This window comes from Ruegeria sp. CDSB117, from assembly GCF_059611005.1.
Genome location: NZ_JBXWOS010000001.1, coordinates 297,189 through 323,227 on the forward strand (window position 1 = coordinate 297,189; position 26,039 = coordinate 323,227).

Annotated in this window: 25 protein-coding genes and 2 pseudogenes; 7 read left to right on the plus strand and 20 right to left on the minus strand. The window is 54.4% G+C overall.

Going from position 1 to position 26,039, the window contains the following annotated elements:
* Positions 1-4 precede the first annotated feature (4 nt).
* Positions 5-559, minus strand: coding sequence for a SiaB family protein kinase (locus AC2FJC_RS01475; protein ID WP_496738138.1), 555 nt, complete (start codon positions 557-559; stop codon positions 5-7).
* 120 nt (positions 560-679) lie between these two features.
* On the opposite strand from AC2FJC_RS01475, the gene AC2FJC_RS01480 reads away from it, so the two are divergent.
* From AC2FJC_RS01480 to AC2FJC_RS01490, 3 genes and pseudogenes are all read left to right on the plus strand, one after another.
* On the plus strand, positions 680-1,057 hold the full coding sequence (locus AC2FJC_RS01480; protein WP_496738139.1) for a hypothetical protein: 378 nt from the start codon (positions 680-682) through the stop codon (positions 1,055-1,057).
* 25 nt (positions 1,058-1,082) lie between these two features.
* Complete coding sequence (locus AC2FJC_RS01485) at positions 1,083-2,549, plus strand: SpoIIE family protein phosphatase (RefSeq protein ID WP_496738140.1); 1,467 nt, start codon at positions 1,083-1,085, stop codon at positions 2,547-2,549.
* 1,419 nt (positions 2,550-3,968) lie between these two features.
* A pseudogene (locus AC2FJC_RS01490) lies at positions 3,969-4,081 on the plus strand (IS5/IS1182 family transposase); the annotation flags it as partial.
* A 27-nt stretch (positions 4,082-4,108) separates the two neighbouring features.
* On the opposite strand, the gene AC2FJC_RS01495 reads toward AC2FJC_RS01490, so the two are convergent.
* The 11 genes from AC2FJC_RS01495 to AC2FJC_RS01545 form a co-directional block, all read right to left on the minus strand.
* Complete coding sequence (locus tag AC2FJC_RS01495) at positions 4,109-4,594, minus strand: prepilin peptidase (RefSeq protein WP_496724163.1); 486 nt, start codon at positions 4,592-4,594, stop codon at positions 4,109-4,111.
* Positions 4,584-5,396 carry a helix-turn-helix transcriptional regulator gene (locus AC2FJC_RS01500; protein ID WP_496738141.1) on the minus strand — a complete coding sequence of 271 codons (813 nt, stop codon included), beginning with the start codon at positions 5,394-5,396 and terminating at the stop codon, positions 4,584-4,586. Before AC2FJC_RS01500 ends, AC2FJC_RS01495 begins: the two co-directional genes overlap by 11 nt.
* A gap of 267 nt (positions 5,397-5,663) precedes the next feature.
* Complete coding sequence (locus AC2FJC_RS01505; protein WP_496738142.1) at positions 5,664-6,665, minus strand: type II secretion system F family protein; 1,002 nt, start codon at positions 6,663-6,665, stop codon at positions 5,664-5,666.
* A 10-nt stretch (positions 6,666-6,675) separates the two neighbouring features.
* Positions 6,676-7,647 (minus strand): type II secretion system F family protein, encoded by a 972-nt coding sequence (locus AC2FJC_RS01510; protein WP_496724157.1) that lies wholly within the window; start codon positions 7,645-7,647, stop codon positions 6,676-6,678.
* 3 nt (positions 7,648-7,650) lie between these two features.
* On the minus strand, positions 7,651-9,039 hold the full coding sequence (locus AC2FJC_RS01515) for a TadA family conjugal transfer-associated ATPase (protein ID WP_496738143.1): 1,389 nt from the start codon (positions 9,037-9,039) through the stop codon (positions 7,651-7,653).
* 14 nt (positions 9,040-9,053) lie between these two features.
* A complete protein-coding gene (locus AC2FJC_RS01520) occupies positions 9,054-10,262 on the minus strand; it encodes a CpaE/TadZ family protein (RefSeq protein WP_496724153.1) in 1,209 nt (402 codons plus the stop codon).
* A 24-nt stretch (positions 10,263-10,286) separates the two neighbouring features.
* Positions 10,287-10,982, minus strand: a complete 696-nt coding sequence (locus AC2FJC_RS01525; protein WP_496724152.1) for a TadE/TadG family type IV pilus assembly protein — start codon at positions 10,980-10,982, stop codon at positions 10,287-10,289.
* Positions 10,979-11,485 (minus strand): TadE/TadG family type IV pilus assembly protein, encoded by a 507-nt coding sequence (locus tag AC2FJC_RS01530; RefSeq protein ID WP_496724150.1) that lies wholly within the window; start codon positions 11,483-11,485, stop codon positions 10,979-10,981. The genes AC2FJC_RS01525 and AC2FJC_RS01530 overlap by 4 nt, the downstream gene beginning before the upstream one ends.
* A 5-nt stretch (positions 11,486-11,490) precedes the next feature.
* Positions 11,491-13,074, minus strand: coding sequence for a pilus assembly protein TadG-related protein (locus AC2FJC_RS01535; RefSeq protein WP_496738144.1), 1,584 nt, complete (start codon positions 13,072-13,074; stop codon positions 11,491-11,493).
* Between the two features lie 8 nt (positions 13,075-13,082).
* Positions 13,083-13,898 (minus strand): Flp pilus assembly protein CpaB, encoded by an 816-nt coding sequence (cpaB, locus tag AC2FJC_RS01540; RefSeq protein WP_496724146.1) that lies wholly within the window; start codon positions 13,896-13,898, stop codon positions 13,083-13,085.
* A gap of 142 nt (positions 13,899-14,040) precedes the next feature.
* Positions 14,041-14,211, minus strand: coding sequence for a Flp family type IVb pilin (locus AC2FJC_RS01545; RefSeq protein WP_170558866.1), 171 nt, complete (start codon positions 14,209-14,211; stop codon positions 14,041-14,043).
* 345 nt (positions 14,212-14,556) lie between these two features.
* On the opposite strand from AC2FJC_RS01545, the pseudogene AC2FJC_RS01550 reads away from it, so the two are divergent.
* Positions 14,557-15,480: pseudogene (locus tag AC2FJC_RS01550) on the plus strand (IS5 family transposase).
* 374 nt (positions 15,481-15,854) lie between these two features.
* Here the strand turns inward: AC2FJC_RS01550 and AC2FJC_RS01555 are convergent.
* The 8 genes from AC2FJC_RS01555 to AC2FJC_RS01590 form a co-directional block, all read right to left on the minus strand.
* Entirely contained in the window at positions 15,855-16,523 is a 669-nt protein-coding gene (locus AC2FJC_RS01555; RefSeq protein ID WP_496738145.1) for a helix-turn-helix domain-containing protein, read from the minus strand.
* Positions 16,523-16,726 (minus strand): helix-turn-helix transcriptional regulator, encoded by a 204-nt coding sequence (locus AC2FJC_RS01560; RefSeq protein WP_496738146.1) that lies wholly within the window; start codon positions 16,724-16,726, stop codon positions 16,523-16,525. The genes AC2FJC_RS01555 and AC2FJC_RS01560 overlap by 1 nt, the downstream gene beginning before the upstream one ends.
* Positions 16,727-16,810: 84 nt before the next feature.
* A complete protein-coding gene (locus tag AC2FJC_RS01565; protein WP_496738147.1) occupies positions 16,811-17,539 on the minus strand; it encodes a hypothetical protein in 729 nt (242 codons plus the stop codon).
* Positions 17,532-18,629 carry a tyrosine-type recombinase/integrase gene (locus AC2FJC_RS01570; RefSeq protein WP_496738330.1) on the minus strand — a complete coding sequence of 366 codons (1,098 nt, stop codon included), beginning with the start codon at positions 18,627-18,629 and terminating at the stop codon, positions 17,532-17,534. Before AC2FJC_RS01570 ends, AC2FJC_RS01565 begins: the two co-directional genes overlap by 8 nt.
* A gap of 294 nt (positions 18,630-18,923) precedes the next feature.
* Positions 18,924-20,060: an N-acetylglucosamine-6-phosphate deacetylase gene (gene nagA / locus AC2FJC_RS01575; protein ID WP_496738148.1), complete on the minus strand. Its 1,137-nt coding sequence runs from the start codon at positions 20,058-20,060 to the stop codon at positions 18,924-18,926.
* On the minus strand, positions 20,057-21,085 hold the full coding sequence (locus AC2FJC_RS01580; protein WP_496738149.1) for an SIS domain-containing protein: 1,029 nt from the start codon (positions 21,083-21,085) through the stop codon (positions 20,057-20,059). The genes nagA and AC2FJC_RS01580 overlap by 4 nt, the downstream gene beginning before the upstream one ends.
* A gap of 19 nt (positions 21,086-21,104) precedes the next feature.
* On the minus strand, positions 21,105-21,854 hold the full coding sequence (locus tag AC2FJC_RS01585) for a GntR family transcriptional regulator (protein ID WP_496738150.1): 750 nt from the start codon (positions 21,852-21,854) through the stop codon (positions 21,105-21,107).
* Positions 21,841-22,716: a glucosamine kinase nucleotide-binding domain-containing protein gene (locus tag AC2FJC_RS01590; RefSeq protein WP_496738151.1), complete on the minus strand. Its 876-nt coding sequence runs from the start codon at positions 22,714-22,716 to the stop codon at positions 21,841-21,843. The genes AC2FJC_RS01585 and AC2FJC_RS01590 overlap by 14 nt, the downstream gene beginning before the upstream one ends.
* Before the next feature lie 168 nt (positions 22,717-22,884).
* On the opposite strand from AC2FJC_RS01590, the gene AC2FJC_RS01595 reads away from it, so the two are divergent.
* The 3 genes from AC2FJC_RS01595 (at position 22,885) to AC2FJC_RS01605 (ending at position 26,038) form a co-directional block, all read left to right on the plus strand.
* Positions 22,885-23,772 (plus strand): N-acetylmuramic acid 6-phosphate etherase, encoded by an 888-nt coding sequence (locus AC2FJC_RS01595; RefSeq protein ID WP_496738152.1) that lies wholly within the window; start codon positions 22,885-22,887, stop codon positions 23,770-23,772.
* Between the two features lie 25 nt (positions 23,773-23,797).
* Positions 23,798-25,051 carry an ABC transporter substrate-binding protein gene (locus tag AC2FJC_RS01600; protein ID WP_058275595.1) on the plus strand — a complete coding sequence of 418 codons (1,254 nt, stop codon included), beginning with the start codon at positions 23,798-23,800 and terminating at the stop codon, positions 25,049-25,051.
* Positions 25,052-25,123: 72 nt separating this feature from the next.
* On the plus strand, positions 25,124-26,038 hold the full coding sequence (locus tag AC2FJC_RS01605) for a carbohydrate ABC transporter permease (protein ID WP_058275594.1): 915 nt from the start codon (positions 25,124-25,126) through the stop codon (positions 26,036-26,038).
* Position 26,039 lies beyond the last annotated feature (1 nt).

Consider the following 26,039-nt stretch of genomic DNA (forward strand, 5'->3'; position numbering starts at 1 on the left):
CCTCTTAAACCGTCGCTTTGAGTGCGAAGAATGCGTGCTGATCGTCAATCCGCATAAAATCAAATTCGATTGGCTTTGACGCTCGACGCGCAATTTCAATTAACCCGATACCTGCACTATTGCCGACAGCGTCAGTTTCTGACCGGAGTTGGTCTTTGTATGCGGCCTTAAGTTCCTCACGATTCATGGCGCGTAGTTCTGAAAGTCGTCTTCGCATGTTGTCTACGTCACTCAAAAGGATCAGATTGCCCGCATGAACGACATAGCCGCCGGCCTCGTTTCCGATGGTCACAATGCCGTAACTTATGTCCAGCACCTCGGTCTCACCGTCGGTCGGTAGCCGTTCAACTGAATATCTGATGATGTTCTGCATTTGCTCTACAAAAACAGCGAAAACACTTCGGAGAGTTTTGGTGTCAGCGTCTTCAGACACTAATTTCTGCTTTAACGCATCGCCAACACCGCTGAGGATACCTTCAGTTACATAACCACTGTATGCAAAGACAACGCCTTGTCGGCGCAGGTTCGCGCGCAGTTCGTAGACTTCGCTTGCAAGCATTTGTTCCCCTTGGTCATGCTTGGGTGGAACCAAGTTCAATTCAGGCCTTAATATCACAAGATACACATTTATGCATTTTTAGTGTATCAATTGTGCAGTGTTATTAGTGGGGAGGTTAGCATGATTAGGCTATTGTGTATGGTCGCCGTAGTAATATCGTCCAACCCGGCAGCAGCGGCCGACATTCCAACTGAGGTCAAGGCAAAGCTCCAATCCGCCATGATTTCACATGTAGATGGAGTGATGGTCGACGGTTCTTACACGTATCTGGACACGACCACCAACGCGTTTGAAACCGTTTACCCTGCGAATGTTCATCCCATGGTTCTTCTTGCGGGAAGTGACTATTTCGTCTGCTCTGAAATGATAACCGAAGATGGCGATACCGTGACGGCGGACTTTCTTGTGCGTGAAGTTTCCGGGGATTACAAAGTTGTACAGATGATCGTCAACAATCGTGGCGCTCTCCAGGCCGCGATGAAGAACATCGGGAACTAGATGCCGAACACTATAGAGGCATTTATTGCGTAAACTCTGGACATTCTTGAAGCGCCGAATATTTCTGAAGCATATTCTGGCGACCCTCCTGCTCGGAGGCGTGTTAAATGCCATTGTGCTTCTTTTTTACTATGAATTTAAAAAGAAAGCTCAAACGGATCAGGTTGCAGCAGAGGTTGCAACGATTGCCAATCGTATAGCACGCCCGTTGGCTGAATTGGTTGAAGTAGGGAATTTTGCGCAAGCAACGAGCCTGCTCGCCGTCTATTCGGGTTTTCCTTACATTATTTGCGCTGAACAGAGGTTAGAGCGAAGCTCGGAATCTCTGGTTTCTTGGCCTGCTATTGGATGCGACAAGATAAAAAAATCTGGTCTAGATGTCGTCGTTTCTGTTCCGACGGCCGCAGGGCCAGCCACGATGTTGGTCCGAATTGATCAGGAGATCTTGAACGATGAGTTAAGGACAGAAGTGGGGGTTGTGGTACTTCTTGGAATGCTCGGGGGATTTGCACTCATCTTAGCAGGTGCCGCTGCATTTTTATGGCTCATTAACAGACCTCTCGGCCAAATGTTGAAAGCCATTGAAAGGTTCGAGCGATACGATGACCCTCAAATTGTCCCATACCAGTCGGAAGATGAGATTGGCAAGGTTGTTCAAAGCTATAACTCAATGTTGGATCGGGAGGTTGAACGTGTCAGTGAAATCCGCGAGGCGCACCACCAGATCGTCGCAAGTGTAAACTATGCCACGCGAATTCAGCAGGGTTTGCTGCCCACGACAAGCCAGTGCAAGGCCGCCTTTGCTGATTTCGCTGTCATATGGGAACCACGCGATTTGGTTGGTGGGGACATCTACTGGATCAAAACGGATGGCCCAATTACGACGCTCGCCGTAATTGACTGTACTGGACATGGCGTTCCCGGAGGCTTCATGACCATGTTGGCAATCGCTACACTCGAGCGGCTCTACTTCGAAAATGAAACGCTTAGCCCGTCACTGGCGCTGTCCAAGTTGAGCGACTTGACGCGTGCACTTTTAAATCAGGATACTGCAAACGGGACTTCTAACGACGGCATGGACGCTGCGATATGCCAGATCGATTCAGCAAAAGGGGTTGCGACGTTTGCAGGCGCGCACATGTCTCTTTTGGTCAAATCCAAGACTGGAATTGACCGAATCCGAGGCGATAAGCTGAGCATTGGGTATGTGGATACTCCAATTGGTCCAAAATTCTTGGAACACGAAGTTCAAATGGATCAAATAGCAGATTTTTTTATTTCAACTGATGGGTTGATTGATCAATTAGGTGGAGAAAAACGTTTGGCTTTTGGCTTCCAGAAAGTTGTATCTGTATTCGAACAGGAAGAGTGGTCGTGTTCGGAAGATCTATTGTCGGCTATTCACGGCGCTTACCAAGATCATAGTACGAATGAAGAACGTTTGGATGACTTAACCATGATCGCTTTTCGCACTGCCCGAAACACAGATTAAGGTGCGTTTGTGAGATGCAACGCCCTCTGCTTATCCGTAAACGTTGATGTCTACTCCTGTACCACCTAAGGCTTTGTTAGGCTTTAATAAAACTGAGGTGACGTCGGTTTTTCCTCGCTGAACAGACCCTACAATAGACTGACCATTCTACAGGGCGCTTCGGAGGCATAGGTGCGGCCGCGGGATCGTCGAGATCGTCATACTGAACCTGAATGGCCGCTTTTTGAGTTTCCCATGAATGACTTTGCGACTGCAAAGAACGGCAGTGCCCGTCCCGCGTGTTACTGTGGCATGTCTGGTTTGGGCTGCCTGCGGTATTTGATTCCGAACAGGCGAAAGGCGGAAAAGTTCGCACAGCAGACACTTGTCGCGATTTAGCGAACGACGGCTCCGAGCCCACTTTGACCGACGCTGCAAGTTGATGGAAGGTCCGCTTTGTGGGAAGTACAAAGAGCTACTGAGCAGAAATAAACTGTCGTTGAAGCGGTTCCAAATCGAAGGTTTAGACGATTATACGAAAAGGCACGTTGTAGAAAATTGGCAAGAAACACTGGCAATCCACCCAAAGTAAGCATTCCGCGAATTGGTGAGCTTCCGACATGGTGGTCAAAGATTATCGGTATTAAGTGCCCGGAATGCGGTCGTCCTCAGCCACCACGAATGATGGCTTCAACTAATCCCCATCGCGGGCTCAATAAAACCGACTTCCACATGTGCGGAAGCTGTGGGAAACTTCTCTATTTGACTGGTGGGCGGCGTGTTCGGCGGTATTTCCTACTGGTGTTGCCCACATTTATCGGAGTTGCGGTTTTGGGGTTTTCTGTTCTTCGAAACATCGAAGGCCTGAACATTTATCGTGAGGCAAGGGAAGCTTATGAACCAAACTTCTTGGGTTTTCTTTTAATGTGTGCCGCGATTTACATCGCTGTGAGTCTGCTATCGCGATTTGAAAGTGTAGGAGTTGCTGAATCGTCAGAAACGGAAGTGGAACAACCGCGATCCACCCGTTAAACTTCGAGTAATCAAAGCTGCGACGCGGACATTTCTGAGTCCGAGAATACCCGTTACTCCAAGACGCTATACATCAATTGCAGACCTTGGGTCTGGCGCAGCGAATTCACACTTTGTCCGCACAGCGGTCATTGATGCGCTACGCAGCGAAAGACTGCTTTAAGCCCAAACTGGACACTGGTTCGCTACGCAGCATTGATCAATTTGGACGGCAACCGGACATTCTCTGCAGGCGCAAATTGGAGAGCCTTCCTATCGCTAAACGATCATTCGGCTCCAACACGGTGCTGTTTGTCGGATCAACCCCAACATCTTTCTGGCCTAAGCGCTGTCGCCGACAACCTGAAAACCGCTAAAATGAATTTTCCTCACAGTTCATAAAGCGATGTGGTGCTCACCACACCACCCCAGATCATGTTTGGCCGGTTCAAAGATTGGAGACGCGTTGCCATCTGCTACGACAGTAACCTAATGGCCTTCCGTTCTGCCCTAGCACTCCAGCAACCGTTATTTATTGGCTATTCGGCCTAAAACTATCTTGGATAGTACTACCCCAAACCCATCGCAACCAAGGGCAATAATACACCCGACATGGCTATCGATACACCCATCGGATAGCTGGCTTTTGGTCGCAATGCGAGCCAGCGGCATTCCGGAAATCCAATTATCGAGCGGCTTGTGATCACAAACAGCATGCCCACGGCCATGGACAGGGTGAAAGTGTAAAAGAACAGCAAAAGAAAGTAGCTGGGCACAAACAATGTCAGCGCGGCGATTGCCTTTACGTCCCCTCCACCCCACAGGCGTAGCGTGAAACCAAGAAAACCAACGACAAAAACGCCAACGCCGAAGACCGCGCGGTACACCGTCTCGTGCAACGATAGAAACACGGGCGCGGAGAGGACAAAAGCGGCGAGCATCATCAGCACCAGCTTATTGGATATCCTGAGGTTCTTCAGGTCATTCCATGCCATTGCGGCCAAAAGCGGAGTAATGACGATCAAAGGGGCGAGCTGCGCGACTTCAGGCGACATTTTCGCTACCTGCAGTCGGCGATTGGCGCTTGACCATCGGGGTCAGCAAATCATGAATCAATTCGGGTTGAGATGACGTTTCTGTTTTCACGTAGATATTGCGAAGATGTGTACGCAGTGTCGAAATTGAAATCGACAACTCGGACAACAAGGCATTGTTGTTTAATCCCCGCGCCAATAACAGGCAAACCCGATATTCCGAGCGACTCAGCCGACAAGGGTTGTCCAAAGACAAAATGCTTTTTGGTTCTTTCTTGATAAGCTTTCGGCGCGTGTTTTTCAGCTTCGCTTCGGAAAACCGACCAAGAGATCTTTTCTTCCAGCAATCCGACAGAACATGGCCCAGAACGCTCAGAATATCTACCACGGCCGAAGAGATGGGGTGGCTGAAATGCAATTCCAGAAAGTCGGCGACACCATTTTGCCTTTCCAGCAAAATGGAAACGGACTCGTAAAATCTGCGGAACGCATAGAACTCTGACAGATGTTTATATTCGGAAAGGTCATCGAGGTCGCCGAACCAAGCCGACCCCAGTTTGGCCCGGCTCATGTTGTTGCCGCAGATGGCAGGCGCGATGCAGAAGTCGAAACCGCTGAAACTGTCCGGCGTCTTGTGATTGGCGTCGTAGCTCACCACTTTTGCCGAATTCTGATTGCCTTGCAGGTCGACCCGGCTGATTGCAACCACTTCCGCGTCAATTGCGCGAGCCGTTTCACGCAGTGCGTTTAGCAGTGGAACTTTCCCCTGAGAGGCCTGGCAAAGGACCGCCACGACCTTAAGAAGTTCTGAAGTCGGTGCCATTGCATCTGGCGCGAAACGATGCGCCGAAAACATACCATTCATACCGTTTAATACTGACCGAAACCCGATCAACCCTTTCGACAAACGCCCCCACCCGTCGATTGTGTCTCGATTTTTTTTGCGTGGCCGGACTCCACTTAACTGCATATAAGCTTAGTCATATTTCCCTAAAGCGGGCAAAAAGGTTCGCAACAAGTATTCTGTTTGTTCTCCTTTTGGAAACGCGGCCTGTTTGAACACGTTATTGATGTGGAACCGGGCACAAATTCACGCCCCAAAGCCCCGGAAGTATCGAATCATCGAAGGTGCGGCGGTGATGATGATCAGCGTCGGCAGCATCAGCGCAGCCAGAACGGCGGACATCTTTACCGGTAACTGATTTGCCAGTTCCTGCGCCCTGGTTTCGCGGGAATCCCGCATTTCAGATGCATAGGTGGTCAGGGCTTCGGACATGCTCGTTCCATAACGAATGGATTGCTGGACGACTGTGGCAAATGACTGGATTTCATCAACCCCTGTACGCCGCGCCATGTCAGACAGCGCGGTTGCGCGGGGACGCCCAGCCTGAATCTCGTGTTGTGTGTTCAGAAACTCAAAGGCCAGATCAGGGGAGGCCAGCGCCAGTTCGTTTCCGACCCGGGTCATAGCTGCATCGAAGCCTAAACCGGCGTGAAGCGAAATCTGCAACAGGTCGAGGGCATTTGGAAACGCGTCGCGGATACGTTGCTGACGCTCCTTACGGCGACGCTTCAGCCAGGCTGCGGGTAGAAAATATCCGACGGCCGTCAGCAAACCGATAAGCTGTATGGCGTTGGCTTTGCTGATGGATTCAAAAATGTCCGTAATCGCGCTGGGAACTGGAATGCCAGGAGTTCTTGAGGCAACAATGAGCAGACCCACAATCATCGGCACGAAAATCCCAAACCAAACCCGCGTCAGCGTATAGATCCGCAGGGCATTCCGGCCGGTCAACCCGGCTTGAATAAGCTGATCCTCAATCTTGCGCCGCTCAGACTCTTTGCTGGGTAGCGCTGCTCTAAAAAGGCCTTTTGGTGTAGCAATGGTTTCCCGCAACAGTCCACGGTCGTTGCGGGCCCCATATCTTTGGGCGCGCAGTTTGGCGATGCGGACGGCCGCAGGATGGCGGCGGCTTAACGCCGAGGTTACAGCAACGAACACCAGCAAAACGCCGAGGCCAAAGATGGTCAGCAGAATTGTTTCGGCTGGCAGACCGAAACGAAGCGACATGATTTCCAGCATATGTTCCATGAAACTGCCCTCAGATACGGAAATTGACGAGTTTGTGCAGGATGATGACGTTCGAGACCATCAGAACGACAACCAGCACTGCAAGTTTGATGAATGCGGGATCGTCACTGATATCGGTGTAATATCCCGGTGCGTTGATCGACATTACCCCCATGATCACCAGCGGAATGATCGACAAAAGAAACCCGGACAGGCGCCCTTCTGCGGAAATGGCCTTGATCCGCGCACGCAATGCAATGCGCCGTCTGACCACGGTAGCCAGAACGGACACGATCCGCTCCAGATCGCCACCAGTGCCGTGTTGGATTGCCATGCTTGCCGCCAGGTACTGTGCATCTTCCGAACCGACCCGGTCAGCAAAGTCCTGAACCGCGTCGGGCAATTCGTCGCCAAAACTGATCTGGTCGAAAATGATGCCGAACTCGGACCCGATAGGGTCTTGCATCTCGTCCGCAACGGCTTTGATCGAGGTGTTGACCGGGTGGCCAATTTTCAGGCCACGCGCCATCAACTCTAGCGCATCGGGCAACTGGCTGGTCAAAGCTTTTTGGCGTTCAGCCTGCCGCGATTTCACCACCAAAGCCGGCATGACCACACCCAGGACGAGTGCGATCGGGGCCGTCTGCCAAGGCGGCAGAAACATCATACCGGCGGTTGCGATCGCCAAGGTACCAAACAGGCAAAGCAGCACAAAATTCTTCGCTGAAACATGCAGCCCCGCCTGAACTAGCGTATCCGGCAAGTTCCCAAAAAAAGGGATCTTCGCAAAAAACCCTGTCTGGGTCTCGGGAAGCAGCAAGGCGAGCCGATCTTCATCGGTAACGCCTTGCCGGACCATGCGCATTCGGCGGTTGCGGGCCTCGGAGTGGTTTTCACCGCGACGGGCAAAGTGGAACAAACCGGTAATCAGCATGAAAATTCCGACGAAGACGCAAGCGAGCGTCAGATAGTTAAGAAGTTCGGCTGTGTTAATACTGGTCATGCCTCAGCCTCCTGATACTCTGAAGGTCTCGGGTTCGAGATCGACGCCAGCGGCTGTGAGCATGTCATAGCATTTCGGGCGAATCCCAGTGGGAACAAACTTACCAAGCACCTCGCCGCTTTCCGCGCGGCCTTTCTTCTGAAACACGAAGATGTCTTGCATGGTGATAATCTCACCTTCCATCCCGGTTATTTCCGAAATGCTGGTGACGCGGCGCGACCCATCCGCCAACCGCGACAGATGCACAATAAAGTGTAGCCCCGACGCGATCTGGGATCGAATGGCTGCGGCGGGAAATTCGATACCCGTCATCGTGACCATCTGCTCCAGACGGCCCAATGAATCGCGCGCCGAGTTTGCATGTACAGTCGTCATCGAGCCATCATGACCCGTATTCATGGCTTGAAGCATGTCGAAGGTCTCCGCTCCGCGAACCTCACCGACAATGATCCTGTCGGGGCGCATACGCAGCGCGTTTCGCACCAGATCACGCTGAATTACCTGGCCGTCGCCGGACGGGGATGGCGGGCGTGTTTCCAGTCGCACAACATGCTCCTGCTGGAGTTGCAGTTCGGCTGCGTCTTCAATGGTGACGACACGCTCGCCATGGTTGATATACGAAGACAGGGCGTTCAACATCGTTGTCTTACCCGACCCCGTCCCGCCTGCAATCAGGACATTCAGGCGCGCAAATACCAGCGATTGCAAGAACCGTGCGGCGGCATCGTTCAGAGCGCCATTTGCAACCAGCTTTTTCATTGTCAGTTTCGACTGGGCGAATTTTCGAATTGAAACACTGGGGCCGTCAATCGAACACGGGCGGATGATTGCGTTTACACGGCTGCCATCTTCCAGCCGGGCATCCACCCAAGGCTGGCGCTCATCCACGCGTCGGCCGATCTTGCTGACGATCTTGTCGATAACACGCAACAGGTGCTTTTCATCCCGGAACCGCACCGGCACGCGTTCCAGCAGGCCAGAGCGTTCGACATAGACCGTCTGATAACCGTTAACCAGAATGTCATTGATAGTTGGATCAGCCAGCAATGGCTCCAACGGGCCAAGCCCCAGAATTTCGTCCAGAAGTTCTTCGACGATGCGGTTGAAGTCTTCGGTATTCAGTGGCTTGCCCGCTTGGGATAAAGCGCTGCCGACAACCCCGGCGACTTCGCGCCGCAGCACGTCTTTTTCAACCTTTTCGATCACTGCAAGGTTCAAGCGTTCCAGCAAAGCCTCGTGCAAAGTGCTTTTGAGCTCAAGCCAATCTGCCAGTTCTGTATCTTCGGCGGCAGTGTCTGGCTGAATGTCCTGGGCCTGCGGTTCGGCACGTTGATTCAGCTGGATAACTTCGGCCTCATTGGTTCGTCCGGCGCGCGTAAACTTTTCAAACATCCCTTAGACTCCAATTAGGCTGCGTTGTTTCTCAGGTCGGCTTTTCCGACCATCGTTTCATTTATGATTTTTCGACCCACCGAGCGGATCGCCTTGGACAGGGCACAACTGCCTGAGGCCTGCGACAGCAACTGACCCCGATCCAGCGCCTGCTTTGCGTGTCGCGCGTCGCTGGGAAGCCAGAACCGCAATTCGCGTTCCAGCACCTTTTGGGCTTCAACATGTTGGCTTGACCGGAATGTCGGTTTCGTTTCTTGGCTGATGACGATCTCAACCGGAGGTTCGAGCCGCTCTTTTGTGAAGAATTCGATCAAACGGCAGGACTGGCGCACTGAAGAAACCGAGCTGTCGCCCACCATGAGCATCCGGTCCGACGCGGTAACAACCGCACCCAGCCAATCGACCAGTACGCGTGGAAGATCAATGACGACAAAGTCGAATTCCAGACGCAGGTTCTCGATCAGCGCGCTGATCTGTTCGCGTGTCAGAACATCCAGAGGAATTAATTCTTCGGGAGCGCTCAGGACTTCCAAGCCGGATGCATGTTGCACCAGAGATTGTTGAAGGAACGTCCGGTCCGGCATGACCCCGTTCTGAGCCATTCTCAGAAGCCCCGAGGAAGGCTGCAAGTCCAAGGACGTTGCCACGGTGCCAAATTGCAAATCCAGATCGACGACAGCGACCTTGTTTTGTGTCTTTTTCCGAAAGATACCGGAATATCCCTGCAACTGGTCGGCCAGATTAATAGACAGCGTTGACGCACCGATGCCACCGCGGGCCGGACATACGCTGATGATCTGTCCCAATCGCTGCGGTTGCGGCGCATAAATGGTGGGCAACAAAGATTTGTCGACCGTCAGACGTTGGATCTGCTCAGCCAGTTCGTCCTGCCCGATGGGATAGGGCAAAATCTCATCGACACCCGAATTGTTCATCGCGCGCACCTCGGTCAATGAGATGTCACGGTCGCTAAGTGCCAGCAGGGTGCCGCGGGGACCGGCGTTACGACGAAGATCGCTGACAGTCTCCAGATCCAATTCACCTGAAAAGCTGAACACCAGCAGGTCATTTTCACTCATCAGATCACAGGCGCGGCCGTTTACCGAAGACAATGTTCCGGAGTGCGTCTCGAGCGAAAGATCGTCGAGCCGGTCGACGGCCTGGGCGACTGAATTCTTAATCGCCTCATTATCAGAGATAAGGGCTAATGATTTTTGAGTCATTTTGCAGCTCCCATGGTTAGAAATTCAACCGTTGACTCCGCTGGCGAGGTCTTCGCCAGGAAGGGTTGCGCTAAAGTCGGAAAATATCTTGAAGCCCGTTGTCGCGGTGGTCAGCGCATCGGTTTGCGGCGTGGAACCGCCCAAAACCAGCGCTGCGATCGAACCCAACGGAGAGACAAACCGGAACGGAAGCTCTTCGATTGTCACTGTGACCATCGGTACATAGGGGCCACCCAGGAAATTCATTTCCGGGTCGAAGTTGTAAGTGAACGTGATGTTGCTTTCGTCAAAAGTTGCGGTGGGATCGTTGGGAACGGCAAACTGAAGCATGTTCCAGATGTCGGTCACGGTGGTCTGGGCAGCTGCATTCGCGGGGGCCGCACCGGTGCATATGGTGGTGGCCGGTTCGACACAGACGCCAGCAGCGAAACTGCAATTGGTCCCGAACCGCGGGCCGGTGATATCGGTATAGGTGCCTCGGCTGTTGGTTGTCGGAACACCGCCACATGCGGGTGGCATCACTGCAGCCATCCGAGCGGCGACCTGTGCTGTTTTTTCAGCAGCCACATAGTGGAAGGCCAATCTGCCGAAATCTATCAAGCCCAGGAAAATCAAAAGGAACAACGGCAGGACAAAGGCAAGCTCAGTGACCGTCGACCCATCTTCCTGACGGCCAAGTCGCGACATTTCGCGGGTTATCTTTTGAATGCGGCGGATCATGGTCCAAACACCCGGCTGCGATCTGTGATCGTGGTTTGGATCTGCGCCGTTGCCGAGCCTCCAACCAATTGGAAAACGGGCGTAAATGGCAGATTTGAAATTGTCAGTGACGCGGTCAGTACGGCAACCGGTGTGGGCGAAACGCGGTATTCACCTGCGTTGCCAACGCATTCGAGGGACAGAGAGTCTAGACCAACAGCAATGTCAGTGGTCGAAAGCGACGTCAGTGTATTTGAGACAGCGGTTTGAAAATCGCCGATAGCAGCGCTTGGCGAGGCAGTGCACAGGTCCGACGGGGCGATCCGGCCAACATAACGGGCAGTGTCCCGAACCCCCGTGATCGCATTTTGATAGGACCAGAAAATCCGCCCCCCTTCGACGATCAGGGCAAATGTCACCAACAGGATCGGTAAAAGGATCGCGAATTCGACCAACGCCGCGCCGAACTGGTCATTGCGGAACCGGTTGAGGGTCTTTCTGATATGACGGGATGCACCAAACATGATCATTACTCGTACAGCTGAACCAGATCGTGAACGATGCCGCCGACTCCGGCGCCGCCAATGCCGTCCGAAACGGTCTGAATGACTTCACCATAGATGACCGCGTTGGCACCGGTGCTGCCGGATTCAGAGGGGCGGATCAGAAACATCTCGATAAAACTGGTGACCGGAATGGTGCCCGATCCGCCGTTAAGCTCGTCCGCAAAAGTTGCGCAATCGATACCGGCGACGGTGATGACACGGCGCGTAGGATCTGCACGACCGGCTGACGCGGGTTGGCACGAAGGCATGCTGCTTTCAGCTTTACCACCAGCGGTCAGGATAGCTTCCAGAGCGGCCTGGTTGGTGACTTCAGCATTGTAGATGTCGTAGCGGGTGCCACCAGTCGGGAACCATGGCGGAATACCGGTTGGGAGAGGGCCGCTGAAATCTGCGCCATAGTTGATGGTCAGATATTCGGTAAGGCCAGCAGTGAATACGCCATTGCCAATACGAGGCGTCGGGCAAGTGCCACTGGCAAAACAATCGTCAAGCGGCAAACCAACGGTCGCGGCCGGATCAAGGGCACCGTTTGAATCATAGCTAGGCGCCGGTTGGCTGGTACAGTTGTTTCCATTGCCCGAAGTGATCCAACCGTCCAAGACATGCGGAGAAGAGGCAAAATTGTCGACGTCGTAGCGCGAACCGTTACTGAACTGTTTGGCGCTGGATTCAAACCGGTCGAAGCGTGTGTTAAAGCCCGCGATCATGTTACCCACGCTCAGACCCGGTCTGGTTTCAACGCCTCTTTGGCTGAAGCACATGGAAACAGCGCGCGACGCGGCCAGAGCACAAGAATCTTCCTGACCGTTTGGTGCAGGTTCGCAGGCACCAGACGCGTCGATGGCCAGATTCTGATTAGAAGACAGAAAACCAAAGTTTCCGGGACCCCAATGGCCATTGCCGCCCTGACTTACCATCCTAATCAATTGGCCCTCGGTCAGATCGAGGCTAGGTTGCGGCAGGCAGATGAACATGGGGGTGATGTCGCAGGCCATCAGGGTGAACCCTGCCACAGCCTCGGCATTGACGCTGGAGAAGGGCTGCGCATTGCCCAACAAAGCCGCCGCTGCCGCTGCGAGCGGAGTACCAACCTCGTGCGTATCGACAGTCACCCGAACGAATGCAGCATTCGGTCCGCTGACCGGATCGGTCGAATCCAGCAGTTGCGCGGGTTGAGCTGGATCAGTCGCAGTGGTCGGCGGGTTTTCATAAAACCGCAACTGGTAATCCGTTGCACCGGACAACAGCTGATCCTTGTTCCGAACGCCAAAGCTTTGACGGTCGCGGATCATGTTTGCAGCCGCATTTGTGGCGCGGGTGATTGAATCCGGGCGACCATCAAGCTCCCCCGCAGCCGCAAGGGCAACATTGTCCGCAAAGCTCTGCAATTCCGACTGTGTGGTGGTCACCCGACCAATGTCGAATGCAAGGGCGGCCATACCGACCATGACCGACAGGGCCACCGCAACAAAGACCAGGATCGCGCCGTCTTCGGAGCTGCGGAATGGACGTATGAATTGAGCGAGGGACACGGGCGAAACCTTCATTGGTCGATTCAGTTGATGATGGATTCTGTCACTTCGGTGCCGCGGCGGACCCGAATAATCGTTTTGCGAACCGGTTCTTTGATGTCCCGCGCGACGGCTGGTTCATCAATCAGAAGATCGTTCAGTCGAGTCATGGCCAGCGTCTTGTCCTCGGTGTCATCAATGGACCGCAAGGTCAGGCTCAGCCGACCGGCACGTTGCGCCAGAGCAAGGCGCTGAACTTGATCCGGGGTAACGGCGACGGTGACCGTGCGAGCAACAACGGGTTGGTCGGTCTGTTCATCAGATTCCTGATCAACACCGATGACCCTGATATTTTGCAAAATGGTGACGGCGTGCATGTCTCTTTTTTCGCCAGTGGTCATCACCACATCGACCCGATCACCCGGGGTAACAAAACCCCCAACGGCGGTTTCAGCGTCAACCTCAATGGCCATGGCGCGATGATCTGCGCCCAGCGTCTGAACGATGGTGACCTTTTCACCAAAGTCGGAAACCTTGCTGTTCAGGATCAGTTCACCCTGAGTAATTGCGCGACGAGCGCGACGGGACGGCATGCTAGCCGCCGCAATCAGGTCGTCATAATCTGTAAAGACTCCCACGGGTACAGCACCGCGGGGCCAGTCAATGGTCGTCAGCGCGCCTGGCTCGATTTCTTCGCCAAACGAAATATCGCGCGACGCAACGACCACGCTCACCATCTCGCTCTCGGCCTCGACATTTGCGGACTGAGTATCGAATTGAATGTAATCCCGAGCGACGTAAACCGACCCTCCGGCTACGACCAGGCCCGTCAATGCTGTGAAAATGGCAGAGAGTCTCATCTGGTGCTCCTTCAGCTTTTTTTGGCGTTTATCGAATGAACCGATCTGAGTGGTTGCACTTTGCCAGCGGATCAAGAAAATATTCCGGGACGATAAGCACGCGGGGCTGAGCGCACCGCGTGCTTTGTCTTCCGTCAGGTCATTACATCAGGGTTTCAGCGTCTGTGAACTGACCGTTAACGTCGTTGCCCAACGCTGTCAGGGTAGCAACTGCAATCGCCGTGACGATTGTCAGGGCAACGCCATATTCCACAATGGTCGCGCCGTTTTCGTCACGTGCCATGGTCTTCATCATTACATAAAGCTTCAACATCTTACTCTCCTAGTTAACTCACTAGCTACTCATGGATGCCGCCCAAATTCGCGGCGTTCTAACCCCCTCCATACCGACGGAGCCTTCCACAAGCTTACGTCCCGCCATCAGGGCACCGCATCCTCCAAACCACGGAGAAATACACGCCAGGATTGTAAAATTTGGCAGCTTGGTCGATTCTTTGTCGCAAATTTGACTGATTCCTTACCGGAATCCGAATGGCCAGGTTCCTGATTCTTTCCCAACTGACGGGCCGCCAATTCCGGTGCCAAGCTGCTTTGCTGCACAAATGGACTGAAGGATTCACTTCATGAATCCAGAACGATAGCTGAGAGGTACGACCAGTTGGGCCCGGACGAAGCACAAGACCGGGAAAAGCCTTCGTACAATACCGCATTGAAAGAACGAGGATCGCTCTCGATCTGGTTTGATCCTGAGATGTATTGGACATCGCCACCTTCAGGCAAGCGCGGCCGTCACCAGAGTTTCAGCGACTCCGCAATCCAAGCGTGTCTGACCCTGAAGGTTTTGTCGAGATGACGATGAGGCAAACCACGGGCTTCGTGGGCGGTCTCCTGCGGCTGGGTAGCTTGGACAGTGCCGTGCCTGATTTCAGTACCCTGTGCCGCTGTAAAAAGAACGCTGAACGTGAGCCTTCCGTATCGTGGTGGGAAGCGCCCCGCTGCATCTGCTGATCGACATTACCGGCATCAAATCCGAGGACGAAGGAGAATAGAATGCCCGCAAGCATGGTAGCCCCAAGCGTTCCATTTGGCGTAGAATACGCATAGGCATCGACGAGGAAACGCTGGAAGTGTGCGTCGTTGAAGTTACCACAGGCAACGTCGGAGACCCGCCAATGCTGCCGAGTTGCTTGATCATATCCCTCCAGGTCACAACATTGGGGCAGTGACCGCAGACGAGGCATGCGACACGCGCAAATGCCACGACGCGCTTGCCGCCCGCAATGGCCACGCCATCATCCCGCCACGCAAGAACGCCAAGGCATGGAATCCCGCAATTGCCGGTGCCATTGCCCGAAATGAGACGATCAATGCATCTCGATACCTTGGCCGCGCTATCTGGCAACGGTGGAGCGAGTATCACCGCCTAAGCCGCGTTGAGAGAGAGGTGCACTGTAAGAAACTGATGGGCCAATCGCTAATGGCGCGAGACATTGATCGGCAGGTAGCGGAAATCCAATTCCGCGTCGCCGTCCTCAACCGTTACACCGCCCTTTGCATACCTGCCACAGAGCTCGTGGGATAAGTCCGCAGGGTAAAGGGGGTCTGTCGACCTCAACCGATTTGTTCTACAAAGCCGTCTGCAATTGGTGTGCCCTTCCGACGGCTATTAAGTTGTGATACAAGCTTGTTTTTTCCATTGAAAGCTAGCGGAAGCATGCATTCGCGTACGTGGAGTAAGCGGTCAGAAAGTCCGCGGCGCGAACGTTCAGCGATAGTTTAATGTCTGTTCTGCTTCCCTTTTCGGAGCTCTATGAACGGTGCAGAAAAAGTCTGTTTACAGCCCTAAGTGCACAATTCGTCGTACCCCCCTTAAAAGTTTCACGCGAACAAATCTGACTACCCCCACCGGTCCCTAGCTTTTAGCCCTAAGACTTTTGATGCCCCCCAAGGAGACCTTCATCGAGTTGGCGACGGTGCAGTACCAATGCTCTGTCCTTTGCTGAGAACGACTTCGCCAAAGCACCGAACATACCGATCTGCTTCTTCAGATTTTGGAAAACGTGCCGGCAAAGCAATAGAACCATCCTTTCTCAGCAATTGCGCCAACGCCTCAAAATTGAAGGCGGTCTTGGCAGCTACGAACGCTTCCCATTCACGAAGAGCAGATGCGTCACTTTCGTCGAACCAATGATATGCACCACGACCTGTCGCACCGAGCTTGATTTCTATGTTCTTTCCTATGTTCTTATTGTGCGCGACAATGTTGTCGCCTTTCCAGTACAGGTCTGTCGCCCTTTGGCGTATATCAATGTCAGGTTCAGTGTCGCGTTCGGCATCACGTGGCACGCTGATCTGAAATGTGCGACGAACACCGCGCCGACGAACACGCGTGATCCAACCGCACCCTTCGAGTTCCCGAAGATAACGCTGAATGCTGCGCTCATGAACGCCAAACGCGCTGGCGAGCGTTGTATTTCTGGCCCAGAAGCAACCATTCGCTTTTGACACAAACTGATCGCAGACGAACATTGCAAAGTGCTTGGTTCGTGGTGCCAGATAAGCTGAACTTTGAATTCGCCTCTTCCAATGGTAACGAAGTTTCGTAAATGGAGCCGTTCGAGCCATTAGCCCTCTCCCCCGACACCTTCGCTTCGCGAAGTCATCCACGCGTCGAGATCAGAGCGCTTGTAGCGGATGGATCGTAAACCGATCCGAATAAACCTCGGTCCCGCAACGCTACCGATACCCATGCGCAGTTTTGCGAGATAGCTTTGGCTTATTCCGGTGTATCGAGCAGCTTCTTGTGTTGTCAGATAGTGCGCCTGCATCGCCTTGCTCCTTTGAGTATGTCTAGGAACAAAAAAGGCGTAGGTGGCGCCTTCGTCATGGGTCGTCAGAAAGAAAGAACCCTTCTAACGACCCACATGTTTTTTCCAGCCTCTAAATGCCGACGTTGGAAGCTCTTCAATACCAAACACCTCGAACATATCGCACAGGAATCGATAGAACGGACCCGCTTCATTCATCGCTTTAGGAACTCGGATTGTGTCTGGGTGACGCTCACAAAGCCCGACACAAGCCGAGACTAAGCGCCAAGCTTCAATTGCCTTCTTCCCGGCCGGCTCGCCCTGAGCAGCAGCAATTTCAGCATCTTTAATCAATTCAATATAGTAGCGAAGTCTTTTGAAGAACTCTACTTTGGCCATCATTGCCTTCCAATGTGGTGTTTCTTCAATTGCATCGTTAAACCAGACGTTACGAATATCAGCCACTTTGTTTTGATTTCGCAAACCACTCCTGTTTAATGCGCCGATGCGAAACGCATCACTGACGGGCGCAGGAAGCCGATCTAAGATTTCTCCTGCTTCGTTTAAGCGTGTTTTGAGCCTAGCGAGGTCTTCCAGCACCTCTTTAGATGACCAGAACTCGTCTAGTTCATGAGCTTGGTCGAAATTTAGGTAATGGGCCATCCAGCCATAGCTTTCGTCATCAAAGCGTTCGTACTTGTCAAAGTGCTTTCTCAGGAGGCGAATTAACTCCATATTGAATTCGCTGGGCCCACTATCAAACTCCTCTGGATCTGGCATATCCAATTCAGGTAAGTCGGAATCGACAGGCCAAATCCAATCCCGCTTAGACATTACAATCCACCGCGTTCCACCTTGTTCTGCGGGCCAATTCCCGACACACAGTATCCATCGCTGGTGTGAGGGCTTTCAGCGACGGCTTCACGTAGCGCTGACCGGTGATTGATAGCGGCGTGTGATTGAGAAGGCGTCCTACAATCTCTTCCAATATTCCAGCCTCCATGGCGACCGTCGCGAATGTCCGACGATGGGAATGAATGGACCATTGCATACGCTGGGGCCCCTTCAAATGGCCACTCGGTGACTTCGGAGAGGGGAAGACCCATTGGCGATGAAGGCCCCGTAAAGGAGCAAGTATCTCGTGATGCACTTGCGATATGGGGAGATCAAAACTGCGCCCGTTCTTGGTCATCGGCAAATGTATGTGATCTTCCTGCACGTTCTTCCATTCGAGCGTCAGTGCCTCGGTTTTGCGAAAGCCTGTGAACAAGAGTAATTCGTAGAATACCCTGTGGATCGGGTTGTAGAGCTCATCAACGGCCTCGCGCCATGCGTTCAAATCCTCAATTGTCGAGCCATTTGGTTGTTCCGCATACCACTCTATGGCCATCGTTGGGCTTGCCGGCAGATCATGTACCCGCCGCGCATGGTTCCAGACTGTCCGAAAGTACTTCAAAGTGTGATTTGCGGAGGACGGTGTCGCGGCCATTGACCCATGGCGCTGAACCACCATGGATTTTGTGATCTCATCCAGCGGCAGGCGTAGCCAATCTTTCAAATGAAGCTCGAACTGCTGTCGCAACCCGGACCGGTGGGCCTCAGACCGAAGCTTTGGACGTGCCAGATAAGTCTCCATAGCTGTCTCAAGAGTGGGAGCTCCAATCTGCAGCTGCCTGCCTGCTCCCCTGCCCCAGTCCAACGCAAAACCCAATGCAGTTTGTCGTGCGACGTCCGCAGAGATCAGTGGGTACCGCCCGATCAAAACCCGCCGGGTTTGCCCTCCAACATCTTTCTGGAAGTACCAGGTTTTGGACTGCTTGCCGACGAACAGAACGAGCCCTTTGACCTCGTTATCCCAGTGCTTGGCAGTGCCCTTTTTTGTCTGTGGAACCTTGCGGGCGAAGGTCTCTGTGAGTTTTGTCAGTTTTCTGTCGGAAATAAATTGAAACTCAGGGAAACTCAAGGAAGGAGCAGAAATCAAATAAATACATAGTATGAATAGCTTGGCAACTGCAGGAATGCCTGGGAAACATATAACATCTGCTTGGAAGGCTGAGGTAATAGCCAGTATACGACGCCCGCTCAGCGCTGGTCGGTTTAAGCGATGCGTTAGATGTCGCCAAGCGCAGTTCGAAGCCAGATTTCAAATTCGTCGACAAAAATTGACAGGCGATAATCTGCATCCAGAAGACAGTCGTTCTGGCAGTTAAAGACAAACTCAAGATTGCGCGGGCAGCCATTCGCAACGGCTGAAATCGGCAGATATCCGGATCACCGAACCGTATTCAAAGACCGTTGGCGGGGCCAATCCGATCAGCGTAGCCGGATAGGAAGTGGCCGCCGCCAATGCGTCCTGCAACGGCACGCCGACTTGCTTGACCAGCACACCAACGGCGGTCGTCAGGTCCAGGTCCGCGCCGGCCAGCGTTCCGTCCGCCAGTGTCAACCTGCTGTCGGTTCGCGTGATTTTGCGGCCTTCAAGGGTGAATTCCGTTTGATCAGTACCCGCCACAGCCATCGCATCGCTGACCAGAAAGATTTGACCTGGCGCAGTTTTCGCAGCCCAGGCTGCGCGCATCGCGGCGGGGTGCACATGGACACCGTCGGCAATTAGCCCTGCAGACAGCGTTCCGCTGGCCAGCGCTGCGCCGACGAGGCCGGGTTCACGATTGCCCAACTGGCTCATCGCATTGAACAGATGGGTTACGCAACGCGCACCGGCGGCGGTATAGCTCTGGCAGGTCGCAAAATTTGCATCGCTGTGCCCGAGCGAGACAAGGATGCCAGCGTCGCTCATGGCGCGGACCTGCTGCTCGGAAACACCCTCCGGCGCGACAGTTACCTTGAGGCAAGGAAGTGCATTAGCCGCTTCTATCAGCGTGTCCAGATCCGATCTTTCCATCTGCCGTATCAAATTACCGTCGTGCGCCCCTTTCCGCGCGACCGACAAATGCGGTCCTTCCAAATGCAATCCGGTAACGCCCGGCACCTGTGCACGTACCGCGTCGATCGTCGCATCTATTGCCGCACGGGTTTTGGCGGGTTCGTCGGTGATCAGCGTAGGCAGTAGCGAAACCACACCCAATCGGCGATGGGCACCGGCAATTCTGCGGATCGTTTCGACCGACGGATCATCGTTGAACATAACACCATCACCGCCATTGACCTGCAGATCCACGTAACCGGGGCTGAGTATGTCGCCGTTCAGATCGACAACGTCCTTTTCCCGGGCGACCTCGGCGTCGGGCAAAACTTCCCCCGAACGCCCCTCGCGAAAAACAAGCGCGTGGTCGTGTAACAACCGGCTGCCGTCAAAGATTGGCCCGTTTCGAAAGATCACCTTGCGCTCTGTCATACCGTCTCGGTCACTTTCTTAAGGTGCCGCGGTGCGTCCGGGTCGATTCCCCGCGCACTGGCGACGGCCTCTACCATGCTGTAAAAAGACGTAATCGCCGTTATCGGGTCCGTGATCCAATGATCCGTTCGAACCACAGATAGCGCCTGCGCGCGTGATACTTTGTTGGTCGTTGCAAAGACCGCAGCCCCTTTTTCCGCCAAGGCATCAGCCGCATCGGCAGTCGCCTGTTCGGCTGCATCATTGGCCGCGAAGCAAATCACAGGAAATCCTTCTTCGACAATCGAAACCGGACCATGCAGCACTTCGGCCGCTGAATAGCTTTCGGCGTGAATTTGGCAGGTCTCTTTGATCTTCAATGCAGCTTCGTCAGAGATCGCATAAGAAGGACCGCGGCCAAGCGTAAACAACGAGCGCCCGGTAATTTTTTCGGCTGCAGCCGACCAATCGCAATGTGCCGCCCGCGCCAGGTATTCGGGCAAAGATTGGATCGCCGAGATCAATTCAGCATCCTCTTTGACCTCGGCCAGCAGCCATAGACCGGACACCAACGAGGTCACAAATGTCTTGGTTGCTGCGACGCTCAGCTCTGGTCCCGCGTGCAGTGGTAGAACCGCATCCGCCACGTCGGCCAGGCGCGATCCAGAGTTGTTGGTCACCGCAATTGTCAGTGCGCCAGAGTTTCGCAAAGACCCTGTGAGGCCAACGATATCCGGGCTTTGGCCGGATTGTGAGATGGACAGGCAGACAGATCCTTTTGCGCTAAGGTCCACCCCGTAAATTGAACTGACGGACGGCCCTACTGAGGCAACCGGCAACCCCAAAAGCAGTTCGCTGGCGTATTTCAAATAGCTGCAGGCATGGTCGGATGATCCCCGCGCGACCGAGATCAAAAACCGCGGATCCGTATCCCTTACACTTTGCGCAGCTGCTCGGATATTGTCTGCCCCCGTGCTGAGCAATCTGTCGACGGCATCAGGGATTTCCAGGATTTCCTGACGCATTTTCGAGTTCTTTTCGGACATTTGATCCCGGTCCTTCCGGCTATAGGCGCAATTCAGCGACAAAGTCATAAGCGTCGCCGCGATAGAGCGACCGCGTCATCTCTGCGACCCGCCCGTTTTTCAAAAATGAGATACGCTCGATGTTCAGCCCCGCCGCACCTTCGGGCACCTCCAGCAGGTCTGCCTCTCGCGCAGCAAGATTGAGGGCTGAGATCTTTTGCACCGCGCGCACCGGGCGGCGCCCCAGACCATCAAGCACTTCGTACAGAGACGTCGTGACTTCGATTGGGTTCGGCAGGATATCAAGTGGCAGCGCAGCACGTTCCAACGCCAGTGGACGCCCGTCCGCCTCGCGCAGGCGGTAAATGCGGGATATCTGCTCACCCTCTGACAGATTCAGCGCAGTGACCTCTTCCGGGGTTGGCGCAAATACTCCGCGCTCCAACCATTTTGACGTCGTCTCCATTCCTCGGCTCGACATATCTTCGGTGAACGAGGTCAGGTGTTTCAGCGATTGTTCAACCCTTTGAACACGTTCCCGAATGAAGGACCCTGACCCTTGGCGCTGCTCGATCACACCTTCCTGCACCAGCTCCTGAATCGCCTTGCGCACGGTTACGCGAGACAACTCAGTAATTTCCACCAGTTCCCGTTCGGATGGCAGCGATGAGTTCGGCGCAAGGACGCCCGTATCGATCCCCTCTTGCAACCTGCGCCGCAACTGCACGTAGCGGGGACCATTTTCCGAGGTCAGCCAAAGATCAGAGCGTAGGAATTCAGCAATGCTCATGCGGGACCTCCTTCGCCAAAGCCAGTGCCCCGGTCAACGGCTCGCCCGATGGAGGGCATATCTCTGACTGCATGGCAGCAGGCAGATAGTGCGCATAATGCGGAGAGATACCGCCGGTCAGGCAGATCGCGACTTCTGGCTGCCATCCGAGACGTGCCGCCATATCGGCGATGTAAGTAGCACCGGCCTGCATAATTTTTCTGGCGACGTCGTCTCCGGAAACTGCTGCAGTGGTAACCATCGGGGCCAACGCGCCGAACTCTGTCGGCGTCGCCCGCCCGGCAAATTCGACGATCCCTGCACTACCGCCAAAATCATCCAGCAATTTCTGCGTAAGCTCGCTAGTGACCTGAATTCCATCCACGGAATTCAATGCTTCTGCCAATGCAAAACGACCAACCCATTGCGCAGATGCCTCATCCCCCAATATTGGCCCCCACCCCCCGGCAAACCGCATCACCCGATCCTTCTGCGAAGCAACAAAGGACCCCGTGCCACAATGGGCGATCAAGCCGTCCTGAGACGCGAGCGCCCCTCGCAGCGCGGCTGGTCGATCATCGGAAACGCGCGCCCGCGTTAGGCCCAGCGCGCTCTGCACGCGACGGGCAATATGGTCATCTGTGACGCCAGCCAATCCGACAAAGGCGGGCAACTGAGTCAGGTCCTGAACATCTACAGCAAGCGTTTGCGCAATCTGGGTGATCCCCGATTTCATCTGCAGGACGGACGCATCAAAATCTGTCGAGACATTGGCAGCCCCGGTTTCAACAGAATGGACAATACCAGCGACTTCACATGCAACCCGACATCGGGTTCCGCCACCATCTATGGCCAGTACAGCATTGCTCAGAGACTCAGTCATGACAATACCATTATAATACCTATTTGATTTTAGGAAGGCCAAAATAGGCCGATTTCTACAGCTTTTTTCTGTTTTGACACAGAATACGTTGATTTCTGCTGAAAAATAAAATTATGGACAAGTGGTATTGAATAGGTATTGTATTGGGAACCGCAAAGGGGGATTCTTTTGACGCTGCCGCCGACCGAACAACTGCATCCAGACGCCATCAAGCTGGACCCACAAGACCCTGTCGCTTCTGCTCGGGCGCTGGTTGAGGGTCAGATTGAAGCCGCGACCTCGGCACGGGGCGCATTGGACGCGATCGCGCGGGGCGGCAACGCCATGGCGCAGACCATCCGCGCGGGCGGCGTTTTACACTATGTGGCGGCTGGCTCATCCGGGTTGATGGCTGCTGCCGACGCGCAAGAGCTGGGCGGCACCTTTTCAATCCCCGCGAACCAGCTCCGTATACATATGGCAGGCGGCCTGCCGACCGGTGTCGAAATGCCCGGAGGCGCAGAAGACGAAGCCGACGGATTAGCAGACGCGCTTTCGACATTGCAACCGACGGATACAATCATCGCAGTGTCCGCAAGCGGATCGACGCCATACACCCTGACCGCCAGCAATATCGCACAGTCATTTGGCGCAACCGTTATCGGAATTGCCAATAACGCAGACAGCCCTTTGCTGGAAAGCGCAGATATCCCAATTCTTTTGGCGACGCCGCCGGAATTGATCTCGGGCTCGACGCGTATGGGTGCCGGAACAGCTCAAAAAATCGCTCTGAACATGCTGTCGTCACTTATGGCACTGCAACTTGGCCATGTTCACGGCGGCATGATGGTCAACCTGCGCGCCGACAACAACAAGTTGCGCGCGCGGGCGACGGGGATCGTCGCGCGGATCGCCAATGTTGATACGGAAAAAGCAAAACTCGCGCTGGACGCCGCGAACGGAGACGTGAAGCCGGCGGTGCTAGTCGCTGCACGTGGCATATCACCCAAAGATGCCTCGGCCGTTCTGGACGCAAGCGGCGGGGTTCTGAAATCCGCACTGGAACAAGATAAATAACTGCTAACCAACTGGGAGAACACGAATGAAACGCAATAGCCTGAAACTGGCCTTACTGGGCACGACCCTGATGGCTTCAAGCGCCTATGCCGAGGACGTCACGCTGATTATCGAAAGCTGGCGCAATGACGACCTGACCTTGTGGCAGGAACAGATCATCCCGGCGTTCGAAGCCAAACACCCTGGGATCAAACTGCAGTTCACCCCATCAGCTCCGGCGGAATACAACGCCGTGCTGAACTCGAAACTGGATGCGGGTTCGGCCGGTGATCTTATCACGTGCCGTCCGTTTGATGCGTCGCTGGCACTGTATGAGGCCGGGCACCTGACCGATCTGTCCTCGGTCGAAGCGATGAGCAACTTTTCGGACGTAGCCAAGTCGGCATGGCAGACGGATGACGGCTCGGCCAGCTTCTGTGTTCCCATGGCGTCGGTGATCCATGGCTTCATTTACAACAAGGATGCGTTTGCTGAGTTGGGCATCGAAGTCCCAACGACTGAAGAAGAGTTCTTTGCCGCACTCGACAAGATCAAGGAAGACGGCACTTACATCCCAATGGCGATGGGCACCAACGATCAGTGGGAAGCCGCCACAATGGGCTACAACAACATCGGCCCGAACTATTGGAAAGGTGAAGAAGGTCGCCAGGCCCTTATCGCTGGCGAACAGAAACTGACGGATGAAGCCTGGACCGCTCCCTACGCCACTCTGGCACGCTGGGGACAGTATCTGGGCGACGGGTATGAGGCACAAACCTATCCCGACAGCCAGAACATCTTCACCCTGGGCCGGGCTGCGATCTACCCTGCCGGATCGTGGGAAATCGCTGGCTTCAACACACAAGCCGACTTTGAGATGGGCGCGTTCAAGCCGCCGGTCCAAAACGCGGGCGACACTTGCTATATCTCTGACCACACGGATATCGGCATCGGCATGAATGCTGCTTCCGAGCACCCCGAGGCCGCTGAGACCTTCCTCGCGTGGGTCGCAAGCCCCGAGTTTGCCGAAATCTTTGGCAACGCCGTACCGGGCTTCTTCCCGCTGTCCAACACTCCGGTCGAGCTGGCAGATCCGTTGGCCAAAGAGTTCGTCGGTTGGCGCGACGAGTGTGAATCGACCATCCGTTCGACATATCAGATCCTGTCGCGCGGCACGCCGAACCTTGAGAACGAGACCTGGGGCGCATCCGTTGCCGCCATCAAGGGCGCCAACAGCCCCGAAGAACTGGGCGCAGACCTGCAAAAAGGCCTGTCCTCCTGGTACGCTCCGCACCAGTAAGCGCTGATCTGACATATACCCGGGCGGCTGTGATCGCCCGGGTATCCCCGACACCCCATTGAAAGCAGTCCCATGAACCGCCCCCGCTTCCGCTGGCATATCCTTGTGTTTCTTGCACCGGCCGTTCTTGTTTACACGGCGGTGATGATCTTCCCGCTGTTCAACACGCTGCGTCTGGCGCTCTACACCGAGATTGACCAAAGCCGCGTTTTCGTTGGATTGCAGAACTTTCAAACCCTGTTCTTTGATCCGATCTGGTCCGAACAGTTCTGGAACGCCTTGGGCAATAATTTCTGGTTCTTCCTGATCCACATGCTGGTTCAAAACCCGATCGGGATCGCCTTGGCCGCCCTGCTCAGCCACCCGCGCCTGAGGTTTGCGGCCTTGTATCGGTCGGCGATCTTCATTCCCACGATCCTGAGCTTTGTGATTGTCGGGTTCGCGTGGAAACTGATCCTCTCGCCTATCTGGGGCATTGCGCCGTCGATGCTGGATGCCGTCGGGCTCAAGTCGCTGTTCGCCCCATGGCTGGGGAAAGAGGAATACGCCTTGACCACACTGGCGCTGATTTCGGTCTGGCAGTTTGTCGGCATCCCGATGATGTTGATCTACGCCGCCTTGTTGACCATTCCGGAAGAAATCCTTGAGGCTGGAGAGATCGACGGGATCACCGGAACTGCGGCCTTCTGGAAGATCAAACTGCCGCTGATCCTGCCCTCGATCGGGATCATCTCGATCTTGACCTTCGTGGGGAATTTCAACGCTTTCGATCTGATCTACGCGTCACAAGGCGCGCTGGCGGGGCCGGATTTCTCGACCGATATTCTTGGTACCTTCATGTACCGCACATTCTTTGGCTTCCAGCTGCAACTGGGTGACCCGCATATGGGTTCGGCTATCGCCGGGGCGATGTTCGCCATCATCCTTGTGGGAGTCTGCATCTACCTGTTCGGCATCCAGACCCGGATGCGCCGGTATCAATTGTGAG

Excerpts from the sequence above, each read along its gene's own strand:
- AC2FJC_RS01475 (WP_496738138.1), bottom strand. The coding sequence starts at position 559 with ATGCTTGCAAGCGAAGTCTACGAACTGCGCGCGAACCTGCGCCGACAA.
- AC2FJC_RS01480 (WP_496738139.1), top strand. The coding sequence starts at position 680 with ATGATTAGGCTATTGTGTATGGTCGCCGTAGTAATATCGTCCAACCCG.
- AC2FJC_RS01495 (WP_496724163.1), bottom strand. The coding sequence starts at position 4,594 with ATGTCGCCTGAAGTCGCGCAGCTCGCCCCTTTGATCGTCATTACTCCG.
- AC2FJC_RS01500 (WP_496738141.1), bottom strand. The coding sequence starts at position 5,396 with ATGGCACCGACTTCAGAACTTCTTAAGGTCGTGGCGGTCCTTTGCCAG.
- AC2FJC_RS01505 (WP_496738142.1), bottom strand. The coding sequence starts at position 6,665 with ATGGAACATATGCTGGAAATCATGTCGCTTCGTTTCGGTCTGCCAGCC.
- AC2FJC_RS01510 (WP_496724157.1), bottom strand. The coding sequence starts at position 7,647 with ATGACCAGTATTAACACAGCCGAACTTCTTAACTATCTGACGCTCGCT.
- AC2FJC_RS01515 (WP_496738143.1), bottom strand. The coding sequence starts at position 9,039 with ATGTTTGAAAAGTTTACGCGCGCCGGACGAACCAATGAGGCCGAAGTT.
- AC2FJC_RS01520 (WP_496724153.1), bottom strand. The coding sequence starts at position 10,262 with ATGACTCAAAAATCATTAGCCCTTATCTCTGATAATGAGGCGATTAAG.
- AC2FJC_RS01525 (WP_496724152.1), bottom strand. The coding sequence starts at position 10,982 with ATGATCCGCCGCATTCAAAAGATAACCCGCGAAATGTCGCGACTTGGC.
- AC2FJC_RS01530 (WP_496724150.1), bottom strand. The coding sequence starts at position 11,485 with ATGTTTGGTGCATCCCGTCATATCAGAAAGACCCTCAACCGGTTCCGC.
- AC2FJC_RS01535 (WP_496738144.1), bottom strand. The coding sequence starts at position 13,074 with ATGAAGGTTTCGCCCGTGTCCCTCGCTCAATTCATACGTCCATTCCGC.
- cpaB (WP_496724146.1), bottom strand. The coding sequence starts at position 13,898 with ATGAGACTCTCTGCCATTTTCACAGCATTGACGGGCCTGGTCGTAGCC.
- AC2FJC_RS01545 (WP_170558866.1), bottom strand. The coding sequence starts at position 14,211 with ATGTTGAAGCTTTATGTAATGATGAAGACCATGGCACGTGACGAAAAC.
- AC2FJC_RS01555 (WP_496738145.1), bottom strand. The coding sequence starts at position 16,523 with ATGGCTCGAACGGCTCCATTTACGAAACTTCGTTACCATTGGAAGAGG.
- AC2FJC_RS01560 (WP_496738146.1), bottom strand. The coding sequence starts at position 16,726 with ATGCAGGCGCACTATCTGACAACACAAGAAGCTGCTCGATACACCGGA.
- AC2FJC_RS01565 (WP_496738147.1), bottom strand. The coding sequence starts at position 17,539 with ATGTCTAAGCGGGATTGGATTTGGCCTGTCGATTCCGACTTACCTGAA.
- nagA (WP_496738148.1), bottom strand. The coding sequence starts at position 20,060 with ATGACAGAGCGCAAGGTGATCTTTCGAAACGGGCCAATCTTTGACGGC.
- AC2FJC_RS01580 (WP_496738149.1), bottom strand. The coding sequence starts at position 21,085 with ATGTCCGAAAAGAACTCGAAAATGCGTCAGGAAATCCTGGAAATCCCT.
- AC2FJC_RS01585 (WP_496738150.1), bottom strand. The coding sequence starts at position 21,854 with ATGAGCATTGCTGAATTCCTACGCTCTGATCTTTGGCTGACCTCGGAA.
- AC2FJC_RS01590 (WP_496738151.1), bottom strand. The coding sequence starts at position 22,716 with ATGACTGAGTCTCTGAGCAATGCTGTACTGGCCATAGATGGTGGCGGA.
- AC2FJC_RS01600 (WP_058275595.1), top strand. The coding sequence starts at position 23,798 with ATGAAACGCAATAGCCTGAAACTGGCCTTACTGGGCACGACCCTGATG.
- AC2FJC_RS01605 (WP_058275594.1), top strand. The coding sequence starts at position 25,124 with ATGAACCGCCCCCGCTTCCGCTGGCATATCCTTGTGTTTCTTGCACCG.